Annotated in this window: 17 protein-coding genes; 9 read left to right on the forward strand and 8 right to left on the reverse strand. The window is 71.5% G+C overall.

What is annotated here, in order from left to right; genetic code table 11:
• Positions 1-89: 89 nt before the first annotated feature.
• From JOE35_RS04675 to JOE35_RS04685, 3 genes are read right to left on the reverse strand one after another with little or no spacing between them, the layout of a single operon-like run.
• The gene (locus tag JOE35_RS04675; RefSeq protein WP_209560073.1) at positions 90-1,025 is read right to left on the reverse strand and encodes a carbohydrate ABC transporter permease; all 936 of its coding nucleotides are present in this window, start codon (positions 1,023-1,025) and stop codon (positions 90-92) included.
• Positions 1,022-2,176 carry a carbohydrate ABC transporter permease gene (locus tag JOE35_RS04680; RefSeq protein ID WP_374099692.1) on the reverse strand — a complete coding sequence of 385 codons (1,155 nt, stop codon included), beginning with the start codon at positions 2,174-2,176 and terminating at the stop codon, positions 1,022-1,024. Before JOE35_RS04680 ends, JOE35_RS04675 begins: the two co-directional genes overlap by 4 nt.
• Positions 2,173-3,408: an extracellular solute-binding protein gene (locus tag JOE35_RS04685; protein WP_209561872.1), complete on the reverse strand. Its 1,236-nt coding sequence runs from the start codon at positions 3,406-3,408 to the stop codon at positions 2,173-2,175. Before JOE35_RS04685 ends, JOE35_RS04680 begins: the two co-directional genes overlap by 4 nt.
• A gap of 169 nt (positions 3,409-3,577) precedes the next feature.
• On the opposite strand from JOE35_RS04685, the gene JOE35_RS04690 reads away from it, so the two are divergent.
• The 3 genes from JOE35_RS04690 to JOE35_RS04700 all read left to right on the forward strand — a co-directional run bounded on the left by JOE35_RS04690 (position 3,578) and on the right by JOE35_RS04700 (position 6,107).
• The gene (locus tag JOE35_RS04690) at positions 3,578-4,672 is read left to right on the forward strand and encodes a LacI family DNA-binding transcriptional regulator (RefSeq protein WP_245186052.1); all 1,095 of its coding nucleotides are present in this window, start codon (positions 3,578-3,580) and stop codon (positions 4,670-4,672) included.
• A gap of 399 nt (positions 4,673-5,071) precedes the next feature.
• Positions 5,072-5,254, forward strand: coding sequence for a hypothetical protein (locus JOE35_RS04695; protein ID WP_209560074.1), 183 nt, complete (start codon positions 5,072-5,074; stop codon positions 5,252-5,254).
• 268 nt (positions 5,255-5,522) lie between these two features.
• Entirely contained in the window at positions 5,523-6,107 is a 585-nt protein-coding gene (locus tag JOE35_RS04700) for a hypothetical protein (RefSeq protein WP_209560075.1), read from the forward strand.
• Between the two features lie 261 nt (positions 6,108-6,368).
• On the opposite strand, the gene JOE35_RS04705 is transcribed toward JOE35_RS04700, so the two are convergent.
• The 3 genes from JOE35_RS04705 to JOE35_RS04715 form a co-directional block, all read right to left on the reverse strand.
• Positions 6,369-7,205 carry an alpha/beta fold hydrolase gene (locus JOE35_RS04705; protein ID WP_209560076.1) on the reverse strand — a complete coding sequence of 279 codons (837 nt, stop codon included), beginning with the start codon at positions 7,203-7,205 and terminating at the stop codon, positions 6,369-6,371.
• A 288-nt stretch (positions 7,206-7,493) separates the two neighbouring features.
• Positions 7,494-8,792, reverse strand: a complete 1,299-nt coding sequence (locus JOE35_RS04710; protein ID WP_209560077.1) for an MFS transporter — start codon at positions 8,790-8,792, stop codon at positions 7,494-7,496.
• Between the two features lie 128 nt (positions 8,793-8,920).
• Positions 8,921-9,364 (reverse strand): hypothetical protein, encoded by a 444-nt coding sequence (locus JOE35_RS04715; RefSeq protein ID WP_209560078.1) that lies wholly within the window; start codon positions 9,362-9,364, stop codon positions 8,921-8,923.
• A gap of 164 nt (positions 9,365-9,528) precedes the next feature.
• Here JOE35_RS04715 and JOE35_RS04720 point away from each other — a divergent pair, with 164 nt between their 5' ends.
• Complete coding sequence (locus tag JOE35_RS04720) at positions 9,529-10,197, forward strand: hypothetical protein (RefSeq protein WP_209560079.1); 669 nt, start codon at positions 9,529-9,531, stop codon at positions 10,195-10,197.
• A gap of 395 nt (positions 10,198-10,592) precedes the next feature.
• Here JOE35_RS04720 and JOE35_RS04725 read toward each other — a convergent pair whose 3' ends face one another.
• A complete protein-coding gene (locus JOE35_RS04725; RefSeq protein ID WP_209560080.1) occupies positions 10,593-11,594 on the reverse strand; it encodes a helix-turn-helix domain-containing protein in 1,002 nt (333 codons plus the stop codon).
• Positions 11,595-11,684: 90 nt separating this feature from the next.
• On the opposite strand from JOE35_RS04725, the gene JOE35_RS04730 reads away from it, so the two are divergent.
• The 3 genes from JOE35_RS04730 to JOE35_RS04740 all read left to right on the forward strand — a co-directional run bounded on the left by JOE35_RS04730 (position 11,685) and on the right by JOE35_RS04740 (position 13,841).
• Complete coding sequence (locus JOE35_RS04730; RefSeq protein ID WP_209560081.1) at positions 11,685-12,440, forward strand: triacylglycerol lipase; 756 nt, start codon at positions 11,685-11,687, stop codon at positions 12,438-12,440.
• 223 nt (positions 12,441-12,663) lie between these two features.
• The gene (nadE, locus tag JOE35_RS04735) at positions 12,664-13,488 is read left to right on the forward strand and encodes an ammonia-dependent NAD(+) synthetase (protein WP_209560082.1); all 825 of its coding nucleotides are present in this window, start codon (positions 12,664-12,666) and stop codon (positions 13,486-13,488) included.
• Positions 13,489-13,529: 41 nt separating this feature from the next.
• Positions 13,530-13,841 carry a putative quinol monooxygenase gene (locus JOE35_RS04740; protein WP_209560083.1) on the forward strand — a complete coding sequence of 104 codons (312 nt, stop codon included), beginning with the start codon at positions 13,530-13,532 and terminating at the stop codon, positions 13,839-13,841.
• A gap of 47 nt (positions 13,842-13,888) precedes the next feature.
• Here the strand turns inward: JOE35_RS04740 and JOE35_RS04745 are convergent, their stop codons facing one another.
• On the reverse strand, positions 13,889-14,680 hold the full coding sequence (locus tag JOE35_RS04745; RefSeq protein WP_209560084.1) for a hypothetical protein: 792 nt from the start codon (positions 14,678-14,680) through the stop codon (positions 13,889-13,891).
• A gap of 199 nt (positions 14,681-14,879) precedes the next feature.
• Here JOE35_RS04745 and JOE35_RS04750 point away from each other — a divergent pair, with 199 nt between their 5' ends.
• The gene (locus JOE35_RS04750; RefSeq protein ID WP_209560085.1) at positions 14,880-16,301 is read left to right on the forward strand and encodes a hemolysin family protein; all 1,422 of its coding nucleotides are present in this window, start codon (positions 14,880-14,882) and stop codon (positions 16,299-16,301) included.
• A complete protein-coding gene (locus JOE35_RS04755) occupies positions 16,298-17,338 on the forward strand; it encodes a hemolysin family protein (RefSeq protein WP_209560086.1) in 1,041 nt (346 codons plus the stop codon). Before JOE35_RS04750 ends, JOE35_RS04755 begins: the two co-directional genes overlap by 4 nt.
• Position 17,339 lies beyond the last annotated feature (1 nt).

Raw genomic sequence — 17,339 nt, forward strand, 5'->3', positions numbered from 1 at the left:
GCGCTGAGGGGCGTGCGGGGGAGGTGCTGCGGGCGTGAGCGGGTCGTGAGCAGGGCGATGCCGGCCTCGAGGGAAGGCCGGCCCCGCCCTCACTCCTTCACGGCCCCGTCGCTGCTGTTCATGATCTGGCGCTGGAACACGAAGAAGATCACGGCCACGGGGATGGTCATCACGACCGCCGCGGCGAGCTTCACCGGGTACTGGCTGCCCTGGCTGAGCTGGCCGGAGGCGAGCCCCGCGACGCCCTTCGTCAGGGTCGTCAGCTCGGGCGACTGGGTCGAGATGATGAAGTGCGAGAGCTCGTTCCACGACCCCTGGAACGACAGGATGATGATCGTGATCAACGCGGGCCGGGCCATCGGCAGCACGATCGACCAGAACACGCGGAACGTCCCGGCGCCGTCGATCCTGGCCTGTTCCTCGACGCTCGGCGGGATCGACTCGAAGAAGTTCTTCATGATGAACACCCCGGCCGCGTCGACGAGCAGCGGGATGATCATGCCGGCGTACGAGTCGTAGATGCCGAGCTGGTTGATCACCAGGAACTTCGGGATCAGCAGCACCACGCTCGGCACCGCCATCACGCCTATCAACGCGGCGAAGACGACGCCCCGCCCGCGGAACCGCAGCCGGGCCAGCGCGTAGCCCGCCAGCGAGTCGAAGAACACCCGGCCGGCGGTCACGAACACCGCGACGATCGCGCTGTTCGTCGCCCAGGTCGGGAAGTCGCTGTTGACGAACAGGGTCTGGAACGCCGCCGTGGTCCAGGTGGCCGGCACCAGCGAGAGCGGGTCGGCCGCGGCGTCCGCGTCGGTCTTGAACGACGTCGCGACGCTCACCAGGAAAGGCACGATGTACACGAGCGCCAGCGCGACCAGAGCCGCGTAGAGCACCGACGACGACACCAGCGAGGAGGTGCGCCGCGGCGGGCGAGGGCCCTTCCGGTCCGCAGACGCGGACGACGGGGGAGGGCCGACAGGTCGGCCGGTGCCGACCAGGTCGGTGACGGGAGCCGTGGCGGTCATCGGCGTGCCTCCTTCTGCCCCGTGGCCGTCGGTTCGTAGAGCGACATCCGTCGTCGCGAGACGGGGCGCTCGCGCAGCACCGCGCGCTGCACGATCGTGAGCACGACGATGATCGCGAAGAGGACGAAGGCGATGGCTGCGCCGCGGCCCCAGTCCTGGCCGGCGAAGGCCGAGGTGTACGAGAGGTACGAGGGCGTCAGCGTCGTCTTGGCGGGTCCGCCCTGCGTGCCCGTGTAGATCTGGTCGAAGACCTGCCAGGTGCCGATCAGGCCGAGCGTCAGCACGGTGAAGAGCGTCGGCCGCAGCTGCGGCAGCGTGACGCGCCAGAAGCGCTGCCAGGCGTTCGCGCCGTCCATCATCGCCGCCTCCTGCACGTCGCCGCCGAGGTTCTGCAGCGCCGCGATGAACAGCAGCATGAAGGTGCCGCTGGTCGTGAAGACGGCCATCAGCACGAAGGCGCTCATGGCGACGGAGGGGCCGGCGAACCAGTCCCACCAGCTCACGCCGAGCAGGTCGTGGTCTGTGAGGAGAGCCGGGCCGGTGATGCCGATCGCTCCGAGGGCGTTGTGGACGACGCCGCTCGGGTCCTGGAACCAGGCCGGCCCCTCGATGCCGAGCCACGACAGTGCGCGGTTCACGGCACCGGTCTGCGTGAAGAGGAACAGCCAGACGACGGTGATCGCGACCGAGCTCGTCACGGAGGGGAAGTAGAACGCCGTGCGGAAGAAGCCGCGACCACGCAGCACCTGCCGGTTGACCAGCACCGCCAGGAACAGCGAGACCGCCGTCTGGATCGGCACGACGAAGACGACGTACCAGGCGTTGTTGCGCAGGGAGATGCCGAAGTCACGGGCCGCCAGCCCGCCTCCGTTGACGAGGTCGTCGTAGTTCTGCAGGCCGACGAAGCCCACGGAGGAGCTGAAGGGCGAGCCGCGACCGCTCCAGTCCGAGACGCTCACCCACAGGGCCATCACCATCGGCACGAGCAGGAACAGCCCGAGGATCACGATCGTCGGGGTGACGAAGAGCCAGCCCGAGGTGGCCTCGCCCCGCGAGGCGGTGCCGGGGCGGCGGGTGCGGCCCGGACGGACCGGGCCGCCGGCGCTGCCGGCGCCGACCCGTCGGCCGACGCGGGGCGAGGCGGTGCTCACGGCAGGATCGCCGCGTAGTTCGACTGGAACGACTCGAGCAGGTCGGCCGGCTCGGCGGAGCTGAGGCCCTCGAGCTGCGAGTTGAAGTCGGCGATCACGTCGGCCGCGCCCTGCTGCGTCGGCACGCCGACGGCGAAGTCGGCCGAGTCGAGGAAGGCGGCGGAGTCGGGGTTGTCCGTCTTCCACTGGTCGGCGGCCGACTGCACGCTCGGCATCACGCCGAACGCGTCGGCGAAGGCGAGCTGCTGGTCGGTGCTGACGAGCTGCTCGACGAGCTCGAGCGCGGCCTGCTGGTTGGGGCTGTCCGCGGCGATGCCCCAGCAGTTGGTGAACTGCAGCGTGCCCTGGCCGCCGGGGCCTGCGGGCATCTCGGCGACGCGGTAGTCGACGTCGGGGTAGTCGGCGTTCATCGCGCCGGCGATCCAGTTGCCCTCGACGGTCATCGCGGCCTTGCCGGTGCCGAAGGCCTCGCCGCCCCAGCCGGCGCCGAGGTCGGCGGCGAACGCGGCGTTCCCGCTCGTCACCAGGTCCTTGACGTAGGTCAGGCCCTCGACGTTCTCGTCGGAGTCGACGGTCGCCTCCGTGCCGTCCTCGTTCGTCAGCGAGCCGCCGGCCTCGGCCATGAAGGCGCCGACCCTGGCGTACTCGGCCCCGAAGGCGAGGCCGACGTGGTCGGGAGTGGTGAGCTTCGCGGCGACGTCGGACAGGCCGTCCCAGTCGGTGGGCACGTCTGCGTCGGTGAGGCCCGCCTCCTGCCACATCTGCTCGTTGATGACGAGGCCGAGGGTCGAGAAGTCCTTCGGAGCACACCAGAACTGGTCGTCGTAGGTGAAGCTGTCGACGAGCGTGGGGAAGAAGTCGTCCGTCTCGCTCAGCTGGTCGCCGTAGGCGAGCAGGCTGCCGTTCTCGGCGAAGCCCGCGAGGGCGTCGGTCGAGAGGTAGAAGACGTCGGCGGGCGAGCCGGAGGCGAAGCCCTGGCTGAGCTGCTGCGGCAGGTCGCTGGCGACGCCCACCTCGGCGTCGGTGCCGCTGTCGCCCGACCAGCTCGCCACGGCGTCGCGGACGGCGGCGGCCTCGGCGTCGCCGCTCGAGGCGATCAGCACGGTGAGCGAGTCGTCGCTCGAGGTGAGGGCGCCGTCGGAGCTCGCGCCGTCGCCGCCTCCCTCGCTGAAGCCGGAGCCGCACGCGGTGAGCGCGAGCCCGGTCACGGTGGCGATGGCGCCGAAGGCCATCAGGCGGCGGATGCGTCGTTGCACGGTGTCTCCTCGTCGAGAACGGTCGTCCCGGTGGTCGTGTCGTTACGGGTTTGAACGATCAAAACCGGGTGGTCGCTAGAGTAGGCACCTGCTCGCGCGGCTGTCAATCGAGGCTGCGGCGGGGTGCGCTCCGCGGACTGCCACGATGATGACGACGACGACGACGAACGAGACGAGGTGGGCCGTGCCGGGTGCCGAGTCGCCGCGCCTGCCCACGGTCGTCGACGTCGCCAAGGAGGCGGGCGTCTCCCGCCAGACCGTCTCCAACGTGCTGAACACGCCCGACATCGTCGCTCCCGCCACGCGCTCCAGGGTCGAGCAGGCGATCGCGTCGCTCGCGTATCGCCCCCACGCCTCGGCGCGGAGGCTGCGCACCCGCAAGAGCTCGACGATCGGCGTCCGCCTCGACCCGGTCGCGAACGGCATCTCGGGGGCGGTGCTCGACCGTTTCCTGCACGCCCTGACCGAGCGGGCCGACGAGCACGGCCTCCGCGTGCTGCTCTTCACGGCGAAGGACCCCCTCGACGAGGTCGCCCAGTTCCGCCGCCTCCTCGACGGTGCCGACGTCGACTCGTTCGTGCTGACGTCCACCTCGTACGACGACCCCCGCACCGACTGGCTGCTGCGCGCGGAGGCCGACTTCGTGTCGTTCGGCCGGCCCTGGGGCAGCGACGTGGCCGACCCGGCCCGACGCTGGGTCGACGTCGACGGGCACCACGGCGTCGCCGAGGCGACCCGCGCCCTGCTCGACGGGGGAGCCCGCCGCGTGGTGTTCCTCGGCTGGCCGTCGACGTCGGGCATCGGCACGGAGCGACGGCAGGGCTGGCGCGACACGATGCTCGCCCACGGTGCGGGTGCGGGTGCGCTCAGCCCTGCGGAGCTCGACGAGCTCGACCTGACCGTCGACGACCAGGTCTCCCTCGCCTCCGACCGGATCCGGCAGCTCGCAGCGCACCTCGCCGAGACCGGCCGCACGATCGACGCGGTCGTCTGCGCCAGCGACTCGCTCGCGCTCGGAGCGTTCATGGTGCTCGGCCGCTCGGTGCCGGTGGTCGGCTACGACGACACCCCCGTGGCCGCGGCGCTCGGCCTCTCGAGCGTGCACCAGCCCGTCGAGGAGGTGGCGCACGCCACCCTGGACCTGCTGCTGCACCAGGGCCCCGCGGCCCGCGTCGCGTCGCCCGGCTCGGCCGCCGACCCGCGTCACCGCCTGCTCGCCCCGCGCCTCGTCCTCCGCTAGCTCGCCGCCCTCTCCCCCCTCCCCGCGCGCTCCCCCCCCCCCCCCCCGCCTCCGCTCGTCTCTCCTCATTCAGGAAGATGCGTCCTGACTTGCGCAACTCAGGTCCGGATCGTCCTGATCCGTGCACGGTTCAGGAGGCGCGGACCGAGCCTTCCTGAATGCTGCGAGCCCAGCCCTGGACGTGACACACGCGACGTGCCAAGGTCGGCACATGATCTGGTGGGTGGCGCCGCTCGCCGCGGCGGCGGGGTTCGTGGGGCTGTGCGTCGTGCTCCGCGACGAGCAACAGCAGCGCCGCGCGTCGCGTGCAGCTCGCACGACCAGCCAGGCACCGGAGGCGCGGCGAGCGTCGCCGACCTCGGTCCGGCCCCCGAGCGGCCGAGCTGGGCAGGGAGCGTCGTGACGGCCCCCGTGGGTCGTGGCCGCCGCCTCCTGCGCGTGCTCGGCGTTGTCGGAGGAGTGCTGCTGGTCGGCGTCCAGACGGCGCTCTCGGCGGTCGGCGTGCTCGGGAGCGACGGTGCGCAGAAGCCGCACCCCGGCCCCGTGCCCGGCCCCGACCAACGCCCCGAGTACCGTCCCTGAGCCTGCTGCCCCCGCCGCACCTGCGCCCATGCCCGCGGGACCTGCCCCACCCCTCGTCCGCACCCGCGGGACCCGCGCGCACCCGCGCTCGCGCTGACGGGTGTGCGCGGGTCCGAGGGGTGCAGGCACCCGCGACGGCACAGTGCGGCGCGTGGGCAGACGATCGAGGAGGCGGTCGTAGGCTGACGGGACGAGCCCGGCACGCAGACGTCCGGGCGGCCGTCGCGGAGCAGGGCTCCCCGGCGGCGACGACCACGAGGGGGACACCGTGACCGATCCGCAGCGAGACAACCGACTCCTCGGGGGCGCGGCTGACGCCTCCTCGTCGCGACCTGCGATGTCGCCGGCCGCACCGCCCGCCGCACCGCCCGCCGCGCCGATCACTGAGCCGGCCGAGCCCCGGCCGCCCGTGACGGGGCAGCAGATCGGTGCGACCCCGTACGTGGCCGCCATCGCGCTCTCGCCGATCGTCACGCTCGTCGTGGCCGCGGTCGAGATCCGGCGGTCGGTCGAGCTCCTCGCGCCGGGCAGCACCGGCGTGCAGCAGGGCGACTACACGCTCGCGATGGTCGTCAGCCTCGTCGTCGGCATCGGCCTCGTCGTGCTCTCCTGGCTCGACCGGCGGACGCTGCGGGCACGCGGCGTCGAGCGGCCGTTCCACTGGGCCTGGTCGATCCTCAGCGTGCTGATCTACCTGATCGGCCGCAGCGTCGTGCTGCGACGCCGCGTGGGAGGGAGCGCCGCGCCGCTCTGGCTGTTCCTCGGGCTGTCGGTGCTCGGCGGGGCCGTGGCGATCATCATCGGCATCTCGTCGGGTGTCGCCACCATGGACCGACCGCCGGTCGACTTCTAGCCGCGCGAGCGCCCGCACCCGCGGAACCCGCGCACACCCGCGCTCGCGAGGACGGGTCTGCGCGGATTCCCGGGGTGCGGACGCCGCCGTCACGAACTACACCCCCCATCCGGCGCTGCACCCTCAGAACGAGGGGCGTAGTGCCGGACAGGGGGTGCAGTTGGAGCGAGATCAGCGCTCAGCGCACGAGCAAGCTCAGCGCACGAGCAAGCTCAGCGCACGAGCAAGCTCAGCGCGCGAGCACGCTCAGCGCGAGCGGCCTCAGCGCGCGAGGAACTCCAGCACCACGCGGTTGAACTCGTCCGCGTCGCTGACGTTCGCGCCGTGCGGGGCGCCCTCGATCACGTGCAGCTCCGAGCCGGCGATCGCGGCGTGCGTGCGCGCGCCAGAGCCCTCGTAGGGAACGGTCGCGTCGCCGTCGCCGTGGATGACCAGCGTCGGCACGGTGACCTTGGTCAGGTCCTCGCGGAAGTCGGTCGTGGCGAACGAGTTCATCGCCTCGAGGGCCGCGGCCTTGTCCGCCTGCTTGGCGAGGCGGAGTGCGTCCTGGCGGTCCGCCTCCGACACCTTGAGCTCGCCGTCGACCGAGAAGAAGCCGGTGGTGAAGTCGTCGTAGAACGAGTCCTCGTCCTTGGTGAGGCCGGCGGTCATCTCGGCAGCCGCCTCCTTGGTGAGGGGGCCGTCGGGGTTGTCGTCGGTCTTCATCAGGTACGGGGGCACGGCCGACGCGAAGACGACGCTGTGCAGGCGCTCGGTGCCGTACTTGCTGAAGTAGCGCGCGACCTCGCCGCCGCCCATCGAGAAGCCGACGAGCGTGACGTCGTTCAGGTCGAGCTCGGTGAGGACGGTGTGCAGGTCCTCGGTGAGGTGGTCGTAGTCGTAGCCGGTCTTCGGCTTGTCGCTGCGTCCGAAGCCGCGGCGGTCGTACGTGACGACGCGGTAGCCGGCCTCGACGAACGCGGGGACCTGCTTGCTCCACGACTCGCCCGAGAGGGGCCAGCCGTGGATGAGCACGACGGTGCGCCCGGTGCCGCCGAAGTCGTCGACGTGGAGGTTCGTGTCCTTGAAGAGCCCGTGGTGGGCGGTGATCTCGGTCATGGTTCCTGCCTTCCTCGGCCGCATCTGCGGCCTGTCCTCTCGTTCGTACCCGCGCCTCCTGGCGTTTTGCCCGAGGGGTCGTCCCCCTGTTTCGCGTCGTGGACAGCTCGCGTCGCCAGCTGGTGGCCCCAGGGCGAGAGGCCGAAGGAGGTGCGGCCCCGCTGCCCCTGCAGGCTCCCTTCGGCAAATGCCGACCTGGGCACGCGCAACACGTGCTTTTCTCCCTGTTGCGGAGCGCGTGCACGGTCGCCGGTCGGCATCTGCCGACAGGGCTGAGCGTCAGCCGTGCTACTGCAGCTGCCCCCGCTGGCGCCCCGCGAGCACGCCCGACAGCGCGAGCACCACGAGCCCGACGGCGGGGATCAGCAGCAGCCCCACCCTCAGCGAGCTCGCGTCGGCGACGGCGCCGATCAGCGGCGGCGCCGCGAGGAACCCGAGCCGCATCAGCCAGCTGACGAGCGTGAGCCCCGTGCCCGGCCGGAACCCCGGCAGCATGTCGGCGGCGTGCATGGCGGCGGGGATGAGCGTCGCGACGCCGAACCCGGCGAGGGCGAAGCCGAGGATGGTCGTCCCGATCGACGGGAACGCCAGCGCCTGCCCCATCCCGACGAACACCAGGGCACCGCCGACCCGGGCGACGGCGCGCTGGCCGAAGCGGTCGACGAGCCCGTCGCCGAGGATCCGCCCGACGAACTGCGCGCTCTGCAACGCGACGAAGCCGAGCGCGGCGACGGTCACGCCGGCGTCGAGCGAGCCAGAGAGGTACAGGGCGGCCCAGGTGTTGCCTGCGTCCTCGACGACAGTGCCGGAGGCGGCGATCAGCACGAGCGCGATCAAGACGCCCCAGGTGCCGAGCTTCACGGCAGAGCGGCGCACGCGTGCACCGTTCCCCGAGTCGCCACCGACCACGGGCACCGGGGCCGACGTCGACGACGACGCGACGCCCTCGGTCGGCGTGGCGGGCGCCTCCTCGAGCTCGGAGGCAGGCTCGGGACCCTGGAGCATCAGCCGGTACGAGACGATCGCGACCACGCCGAAGACGACGCCCGAGATCGCGAGGTGCACGCCGATCGGCACGCCGAGGCCCGCGGCCGCGCCGCCCATCAGGCCGCCGACGACGGCGCCGACGCTCCAGATCGCGTGGAACGAGTTGAGGATCGAGCGTCCGTACCGACGCTGCACCCGCAGCCCGTGCGAGTTCTGCGCGACGTCGACGATCGCGTCGAGCGCCCCGGCCACGAAGAGCGCGGCGGCGAACAGCGCGCCGACGGGGGAGAGGCCGGCCAGCAGCACGACGGCGGCGGTCACCACCGTGCCGACGACGGCGACGCGCGACGAGCGGAACCGCCGGATCAGCCAGCTCGCCGCGAGTCCGGCGACGATGGCGCCGACCGGGCCGGCGGCGACGGCGAGACCGAAGGAGGCGTTCGTCAGGTCGAGCGCATCTTTGATGGCGGGGTAGCGCGGCAGCAGGTTCGAGAAGAGCGCGCCGTTCGTGAGGAACAGCAGCGCGACGGCCAGGCGCGCGCGACGGGTCTCGTCGTCGGGTGCTGCGGGCGTGCTGGGCCGGGTGGACGTCGTCGCCATCGATCGGGTCTCTCTGCTGTGGGGGAGGAGGCGCGATCGAATCGATTCGATCGCACGACGATGCTAGTGGGGCCGAGGCCGGGGAGCAACGCCGCGCCCGGATGGTGGCCCGGTCCCGTGCGCCGTTCTCAGCTCGCCGGCCCGAGCAGCACGGCGAGCATCGCCGCCGCCGACCCGACCAGGAAGCTGAACGTGCCGAGCTGCATCGTCCGTGTCTTGTTGCGGTCGGCGACCGGCACGCTCACCTCGAGGATGGGGCAGCCCGACCAGCCGATCAGGCCGAGGCTGAGGGCGACGACGGAGGCACCGATCCAGAAGAGCGTCTCGACCGGCGTCGAGAGGACGTCGGGCCGCCACCCCGACACGAGCACGGCGCCGAGGGCAAGCGCCACGGCCACGACGGCGGCGGCGAACCAGAGCGTGCCGGTCCACATGATGCGGGTGAGGTTCTCGACCGGGCCCATCAGGTCGCGTCCGTCCGGCTGGGGGGCGTGCGAGGCGTCGTCGACGGTGCCCGTCCGTCCGCGTCCGGGTCGTGCAGCGGTGTCTGGGGTGCTCTGGTAGTCGGTCACCCTGCCACGTTGCCACCACTCGGCCCCGGCCGCCCGCCGATGTCCGTCCCGTGCGCTCGGGGGTGCTCCGATCTCGTCCCTGACGGAAGGTTGATCGGTCCCGGGGGCGCCCACGCATGTGGGAAACGGTTGACCGTGCATCTTCAGCGATCTAGTCTCCGAGCATGGAAAATACTGCACGCAAGATACTCCTGACCCTTGCGTTTTCTGCACCGCTAGTGCTCCAGCTCGACAGCGCAGGTGCAGCCTCGGTGCCGCCCGGGATAGGCGATGGCGTAGAAGTGGGCGACGGCATGTATGCCGTCGCGGGAGACCGGCTCGCTTCGCTGCCAACGCGTGACTCGACCTCTGAAGTCACAGCCCTTCCTCCGAGAGAAGACGGCGAGGCCTCGCCGTTCTTGATCGACTTCGGACAATGGACTCGCTGTTTCATCGGCAACAACAGCGGCGATGTCTTTGCTGCCTATTTCGATTGGGGGGGCTTGCGTGAAGTTCAACTGACCTGTGGCGAGGGGAACAAAGACAACGGCTGGGGTTACAAGCACATCCGGGATGGGCACGAATCAGACTGGCAGGCGAAATTGGACGAGTTGGCCCACTGGGGGCTCGTTCCGAACGCCTCGTGGGACGACCTGATGAGCATGGCCAACGACGTCAACATCGCGTTTCCCAGCTACACAGGCGGCGGCGGGAATACGAAGTGCACAGTGGGTCAAACTGCCTTTGTTAGCAATGGGGTCATCGTCCAGATAATCAACTCGAAGACCGTGTGGAACACTTCGAACGGTCGTGTTATCACGTCTCACCCCACTTCGAGTCAAGTGTGTCGGTGAGGTCAGAGAGGTGTTCGTCGCAGGTGCGCATCATTCGGCTGTTCCCTGATGTGGGTAGTCCTTCGGTGCTCTGGGAGGCCGCGGGGCCTGAGTCGAATCCGCCGCCCTCCGACCTCGGTCTCTCTCCTCGCCTCACGGAGGAGTTGGACGCCTGGCATCAGCTGTGGCGCGACCACGCAGACCCGTTCACTGGCTGGGACACGCCTGAGAACGAGACACTCTTCCTGACTGCAGGCATGCTGCTTCGAGACGCGGTGCAGAGTGAACTGGGCCCGCAATTCGACGTCCTACGTTGATTTCCCCGGCAGAGTCGTTCCCACGGGGCGGGGATCGCGCGTCTTCAATTCGCTCGCGGCGGTGTGCATCCCTGCCGGGGCCGCGTGCGCTCGGCGCCCTCAGCCCCGCAGCGTCGTGCTCGGGTGCTCGCCGAACCGCTCGTGGTAGACCGCCGAGAAGCGTCCGAGGTGGCTGAACCCCCAGTGGCGCGCGACGGCCCCGACCGTGGTCGTCTCGGGGGTGGCGACGGCGAGGTCGGCGTGCACCCGGTCGAGCCGGATCTGCCGCAGCAGCACGGTCGGGCTGACGTCCAGCGCCCGCTGCAGGGCGACCTGGAGCCCCCGCACGCTGAGGTCGGCCGCCTGCGCGACGTCGGCGACGCCGATCGGCTCGTGGGCGTGCTCGTGCAGGTACTCGACGGCGAGGGCGAGGCGTCGCGAGCCCGGAGCCGCGGGTGCGCCCGGCGCCCCCGGAGCACCCGGAGCGAGCACGGCGGGTGCGGCCCCCACCTCGTGCGGGAACGTCTCGAGCACGGCGAGGGCGAGTCGTCTGTTCGCCTCGGCCCGCAGCAGAGGAGGTGCGGCGAGGTCGAGCAGCACCGGTGTCGTCTCCGAGATCACGGCCCGCCACCGCCGCAGCCCCGCCTCCCCGATCGGCGCGGCGTGGAAGAACGTCACGTGCCCCGAGGCCACGTCCCCGCGCTCGACGGCCAGCCGCTCGAGGTGCGCGGCGCCGACGTGCACGAGTCGTTGCCGGTAGTCGGCGAAGTCGAACGAGTAGGCCCGGGTCGGCGCGATCCGCGGCACGAGCGGCCGCAGCCCCACCTCGTCGCGGCCGACGTCGACGGTGCCGCAGCCGTCGACCAGCCACGACACGACGTACTCGGGCACGGCGTCGGCCGTGCCGCGGGCCGACCCGTGGAACTCGGAGGTGCGGAGCGACACGTCGTCGTCGCCGACGGCTGCGTACCGGTACTCGAACGGACGGTCGAGCTGGTCGAGCCGGAAGCCCTCGCCCGGGTACTGCGTCTCGTAGAGGTCGCGGGCCGCGTCCAGGTCGTCGCCGTGCACGGCGCGGCGGAACGGCGGCGGTGTCGCCCCGGTGCCGTCGTGCTCGTCCATCGTCGACATCCTCACACGCAGGAGGCGCGGGTCGCGCCCCTGGCTCGGCGACCGGACAGCCGCCTCCCGGCCCCCTACTGTGCAGGGACCATGCCGTCCGCCTCCGCCGCGCCTCCTCGGCCGCCCCGCCCGGCCCTCCGTCGTGCGCTGCGGCACGGCGTCTGGTGGCTGCAGGACTACGCGTTCGCGGCCTGGTGGCAGCTGCGTGCGGTGCTCTCGCCGCGCGGCGCCGACGACTACCTCTCGGGCGACGGGCGACCGGTGCTCGTGCTGCCCGGCATCTGGGAGACCTGGGCGTTCCTCCGTCCGCTGATCGAGCGGGTGCACGACGAGGGGCACCCGGTGCACGTGATCGCGTCGCTCGGGCGCAACGGCCGGCCCGTGGAGGCGACCGCCCGCGACGTGGCCGCCTACGTGCTCGAGCACGACCTGCGCGACGTGGTCGTCGTCGCGCACAGCAAGGGCGGGCTGGTCGGCAAGTACCTGATGGCCCTGCTCGACGACACCCGTCGGGTCGACCGGATGGTGGCCGTGTGCACGCCGTTCAGCGGCTCCCGGTACGCGGCCTGGCTGCTGCTGCCGAGCCTCAGGGCCTTCTCGCCGCGCGACGCGACGACCGTGATGCTGTCGCGCGACCAGGCCGTCAACGAGCGCATCACGTCGATCTACGGCGAGTTCGACCCGCACATCCCCGAGAGCAGCGTGCTGGTCGGCGCCGACAACGTGCTGCTGCCGACCGGCGGCCACTTCAGGGTGCTGGCGCATCCGCGCACCATCGCGACGGTGCTGGCCGTCGCAGGTCGGCCCGCGCCCGGCCCCGACGTCTCCGGCCCGATCGCCGACTGATCAGCCGCCGTCTGAGAGGATGGGGCCACCGTCACCTCGACCAGGCAGGAGCCTCCCATGGCCGAATTCTTCATCGGACTCGTCAGCGCGATCACCCTCGTCGGCCTCGTGCTGACCGTCGCGGCCTTCGTGGCCCTCTCGACGTCGAAGTAGTCCTGCCCCGGCGCCCACGCGGCACGCCCTGACGGGTGCCGGCCGGGCGACGCGTGGCTAGAGTCGTCGCATGAGAGCGCTGCAGGCCACCATCATCTCCGAGCTCGCCGTCCGCCCCGACATCGACCCGGCCGCCGAGGTCGAGCGACGGGTCGCTTTCCTCCGCGACTACCTCGAGACGACCGGCGCCGGGGGCTTCGTGCTCGCCGTCAGCGGCGGCCAGGACAGCACCCTCGCGGGCCGCCTCTGCCAGCTCGCGGTCGAGGGCGTCCGCCGCGACGGCGGCACCGCTGAGCTCGTCACCGTGCGGATGCCCTACAAGGTGCAGGCCGACGAGGAGGACGCCCAGCTCGCCCTGCGGTTCATCGACGGTGCCGAGGGCCTCGTGGTCAACATCCAGCACGGCGTCGACGGGACAGCACAGGACGTCGCCGAGGCGACCGGCGCCCCGCTGAGCGACTTCGCCAAGGGCAACGTCAAAGCGCGCACCCGCATGGTGGCGCAGTACGCGATCGCGAGCGAGCGGGGCCTGCTCGTCGTCGGGACCGACCACGCCGCCGAGGCGCTGACGGGCTTCTTCACCAAGTACGGCGACGGCGGCGTCGACCTCGTGCCGCTCACCGGGCTGAGCAAGCGCCAGGGCAAGGCCCTCCTCTCCCACCTCGGCGCGCCGGCCCGGCTGTACGAGAAGGCACCGACGGCCGACCTGCTCGACGAGACCCCCGGCCAGACCGACGAGGCCAACCTCGGCCTCACCTACGCCGACATCGACGAGTACCTCGAGGGCGGAGAGGTCGACGACGCGATCGCCGACCTCATCGAGGCCCGCTACCTCGCGACCGAGCACAAGCGCCGCGTGCCGGCGAGCCCGGCCGACGAGTGGTGGCGGGCCTGACGCTCGTCCCGCTGTCGGTCGTCCGGTGTTGACTGCGAGCCATGATCATCGTGACCGGCCACCTGCTCGTCGACCCTGAGCTGCGCGACGACTACCTCGCCTCCTGCGTGAGCCTCGTCGAGGCGGGCCGTGACGCCCCCGGCTGCCTCGACTTCGCGCTGTCGCCCGACATCGTCGACCCTGGCCGCATCAACGTCGCCGAGCGCTGGGTGTCGCGGAACGCCCTCGACGACTTCCGCGGCTCGGGCCCGACCGACGAGCAGGAGGCGGAGATCCGGCACAGCGACGTGCACGACTACCAGCTCACCGGCCCAGAGGAGCCCTCGCTGTCGGAGTCCGGCGACCTGGTCTGACCTGAGCTGACCTGACGTGACCTGACCTGGCTGACCTGCAGGCCGGGCTAGTCGTTGCCGTCGATCCCGCCGAGGCGCTCGAGCACGCCGGTGAGGATGGTGCCGGCCGGGTCGGGCAGCACGTGGTGGTTGAGGTAGATGCCCTCGAGCCACGGCAGCACCTCGTCGGCGGGCATGCCGACCGCGGCCCAGTCGACGCCGGGCAGAGCCCGCGTGACGGTCTGCTCGGTGCCCGGCGTGAGCCACGCCTCGGCGATCGGCAGGTCGGGCGTGCGGTGCTCGTCGGCTGCCCAGAGCAGGGCGATCGGGTGCTCACGGCTGTCGTCGGGGGCCTCGTCGACGTGGTCGTGCTCGACGTGCCCGGCGCCGAGCCACGGCAGCGTGAGCAGCTCGCCCTCGATGTCGACCTCGATCAGGTCGAGGTGCGTCGGCTCCTCGACCTCGCAGACCCAGAGGTCGAGTCCTGCGTCGTGCCAGGCGGCCGCGTCGTCGACGTCGTCGATCAGGTCGGGCATCAGGGCCTGCAGGTCGGTCAGCAGCGCCGTCGCCCAGGCGACGACCTGGGCGGTGTCGCCGGGGCCCCACGGGCTGGTGTCGGTGTCGTCGCCCGCGGCGTCGTGGAAGTGGTGCTCGGCCCCGCCGTCGACGGCGTCGAGGTGCACCTGGCCCGTGCCGAAGCCGACGTACAGGCTGCTGAGCTCGGTCTCGTCGTCCCACTCGCCGAAGAGGTTGGGCTTGCCGAGCGAGGTGGGCAGCGGCAGCGTCGCCGCGTGGCGCGTGCCCAGCGCGAACACGGCGCGGAAGCGCCTGGTCGGCAGCCGGAGGCTCATGTCAGTCACAGGGTGTCTCCGATCGATCGGCTCCCAGCGTACGGGCTGGAGACGACGCCCACCGGCGACCTGCACCCGCTGCAGGTTCACAGCATCGTCGCGGCGTCGCTCCCTACCATCACCGCATGGACGACCCTCCCTCTCACATGCCGACGCCCTTCCGCGCCCTGACACCCCACGGTGTCGCTGACGAGCGGGGAGGGGCTCAGTGAACGAGTGGGCCATGCTCGCCGTAGGTCTTTTCCTGACCGTCGGCACCGGCTTCTTCGTGGCGTCCGAGTTCTCGCTCGTGAACCTCGACCGCAACGACCTCGAGGCCCGCCAGGCCCGTGGCGAGAAGCGCCTCGCGCCGACGATCAAGGCGCTGCGCATCACGTCGACGCACCTCTCCGGAGCCCAGCTCGGCATCACGCTGACGACGCTCCTCACCGGCTACACCTTCGAGCCCGCGATCAGCTCGCTGCTCAGCGCCCCGCTCGGCGACCTCGGCGTGCCCGCGGCCGTCATCCCCGGCATCGGCGCCGTGGTCGGCATCGTGATCGCGACGCTCTTCTCCATGGTCGTCGGCGAGCTCGTCCCCAAGAACTTCGCCCTCGCCCTGCCGCTCGCGACGGCCAAGTTCGTCGTGCCGTTCATGGCGACATTCACGACCGTGTTCAAGCCGGTCATCCTGCTCTTCAACAACACCGCGAACGCCGCGATCCGCAAGATGGGCATCGAGCCGAAGGAGGAGCTGTCCGGCTCCCGGTCCGCGGAGGAGCTCAGCTCGCTGGTGCGTCGCTCCGCGCTCGAGGGCATGCTCGACGACGACCACGCGACCCTCCTGGGCCGCACCCTGCGGTTCTCCGAGCACGCGGCGGTCGACGTCATGACCCCCAGGGTCCGCATGACCACCGTCCGGTCCACCGACACCGCGGCCGACGTCGTCGAGACGGCGCTCGCGAGCGGCTTCTCGCGGTTCCCCGTGATCGGCGACGACAGCGACGACATCGTCGGCGTCGTGCACGTCAAGCAGGCCTTCGCGCTGCCCGCAGAGGAGCGGGCCTCCGTCCCGGTGGCCAGCCTCGTCTCGGACGCGCGCTTCGTGCCCGAGTCGATGGGCGTCGACACCCTGCTCGGCCTGCTGCGTCGCGAGGGCTTCCAGATCGCCGTCGTCGCCGACGAGTTCGGCGGCACGGCGGGCCTCGTCACGCTCGAGGACCTGGTGGAGGAGCTGGTCGGCGAGCTCGAGGACGAGCACGACCGCGCCAAGGCCGGCATCGTCCGGTCGTCGGGCACCGTCGTCTTCGACGCCGCGCTGCGCCCCGACGAGCTCTGGGACCGCGCCACGGTGCGGGTGCCCGACGACGGCGACTACGAGACCGTCGGCGGCTTCGTCACCGAGCAGCTCGACCGGCTGCCAGAGGTGGGCGACGAGGTCGAGCTCGAGAGCGGCACGCTGCGCGTCGAGCGCGTGGTCGGGCAGCGGCTCGAGCGCCTGCGGTTCGTGCCCTCGCCGGCCGAGCTGCCGACCGCCTCCGGCGCCCCTGCCCGCACGGTGGACGAGGTCGACGCGGTGCACGGCACCGTGCCTGCCCCCACCGACCACGACCGGGTCGTCGCCGGACTGAGAGAGGACCTGGACCGATGAACGAGTACCTGCCCGGCATCATCTGGCTGTTCGTGCTGCTGATCGTCAACGGCTTCTTCGTCGGCGCCGAGTTCGCCGTCATCTCCGCCCGCCGCTCGCAGATCGAGCCCCGCGCCGAGGCCGGCAGCAAGGCCGCGAAGAAGACGCTGTGGGCGATGGAGCACGCCACGCTCATGCTCGCGACGAGCCAGCTCGGCATCACCGTCTGCTCGCTCGTGATCCTCAACGTGTCCGAGCCGGCCATCCACCACCTGCTCGAGATCCCGCTGGCCGCGACGCCCCTGACGCCCGAGGCCATCGGTGTCGTCGCGTTCGTGATCGCCCTGGTGCTCGTCACCTTCCTGCACGTGGTGGTCGGCGAGATGATCCCGAAGAACCTGTCGTTCTCGGTGCCGGACCGGGCGGCGCTGCTGCTCGCGCCTCCTCTGGTCTTCGTCGCGACCGTGTTCAAGCCCGTCATCTGGTCGCTGAACGGCGTCGCCAACGCGGTGCTGCGACTGTTCAGGGTCGAGCCGAAGGACGAGGCGACGAGCACCTACACGCTCGACGAGGTCGCGAACATCGTGCAGCAGTCGACCCGCGAGGGCGTGCTGTCCGACGCCTCGGGCACCCTGTCGGCGGCGTTCGAGTTCACCACCCGCAAGGTGCGCGACGTCGAGGTGCCCGTGGCCGAGATGGTGCGGCTCGTGCCGGGCGCGACCCCTCGCGACGTGCAGCTCGCCGTCGCCGAGCACGGCTACTCGCGCTACGTACTGACGGACGACGACGGGCAGCCCACGGGCTACCTGCACCTCAAGGACGTGATGGACCTGACCTCGCTCGAGGCCCTCGATGCGCCCGTGCCCGCGAAGCGGGTCCGTCGGCTCGGGGCGGTGCCGCACGACGCCGACCTCGAGGACGCGCTGGCGTCCATGCGCCGCAGCGGAGCCCACGTCGCCCGCGCCGTCTCGGTGATGGGCGAGACGACCGGCGTGCTCTTCCTGGAGGACATCATCGAGGAGCTGGTGGGCGAGGTCGACGACGCGACGACGGTCTAGC

This window comes from Frigoribacterium sp. PvP032, from assembly GCF_017833035.1.
Taxonomy (GTDB): domain Bacteria; phylum Actinomycetota; class Actinomycetes; order Actinomycetales; family Microbacteriaceae; genus Frigoribacterium.

Excerpts from the sequence above, each read along its gene's own strand:
- JOE35_RS04675 (WP_209560073.1), bottom strand. The coding sequence starts at position 1,025 with ATGACCGCCACGGCTCCCGTCACCGACCTGGTCGGCACCGGCCGACCT.
- JOE35_RS04685 (WP_209561872.1), bottom strand. The coding sequence starts at position 3,408 with ATGGCCTTCGGCGCCATCGCCACCGTGACCGGGCTCGCGCTCACCGCG.
- JOE35_RS04690 (WP_245186052.1), top strand. The coding sequence starts at position 3,578 with ATGATGACGACGACGACGACGAACGAGACGAGGTGGGCCGTGCCGGGT.
- JOE35_RS04705 (WP_209560076.1), bottom strand. The coding sequence starts at position 7,205 with ATGACCGAGATCACCGCCCACCACGGGCTCTTCAAGGACACGAACCTC.
- JOE35_RS04710 (WP_209560077.1), bottom strand. The coding sequence starts at position 8,792 with ATGGCGACGACGTCCACCCGGCCCAGCACGCCCGCAGCACCCGACGAC.
- JOE35_RS04720 (WP_209560079.1), top strand. The coding sequence starts at position 9,529 with ATGGAAAATACTGCACGCAAGATACTCCTGACCCTTGCGTTTTCTGCA.
- JOE35_RS04725 (WP_209560080.1), bottom strand. The coding sequence starts at position 11,594 with ATGGACGAGCACGACGGCACCGGGGCGACACCGCCGCCGTTCCGCCGC.
- JOE35_RS04730 (WP_209560081.1), top strand. The coding sequence starts at position 11,685 with ATGCCGTCCGCCTCCGCCGCGCCTCCTCGGCCGCCCCGCCCGGCCCTC.
- nadE (WP_209560082.1), top strand. The coding sequence starts at position 12,664 with ATGAGAGCGCTGCAGGCCACCATCATCTCCGAGCTCGCCGTCCGCCCC.
- JOE35_RS04740 (WP_209560083.1), top strand. The coding sequence starts at position 13,530 with ATGATCATCGTGACCGGCCACCTGCTCGTCGACCCTGAGCTGCGCGAC.
- JOE35_RS04755 (WP_209560086.1), top strand. The coding sequence starts at position 16,298 with ATGAACGAGTACCTGCCCGGCATCATCTGGCTGTTCGTGCTGCTGATC.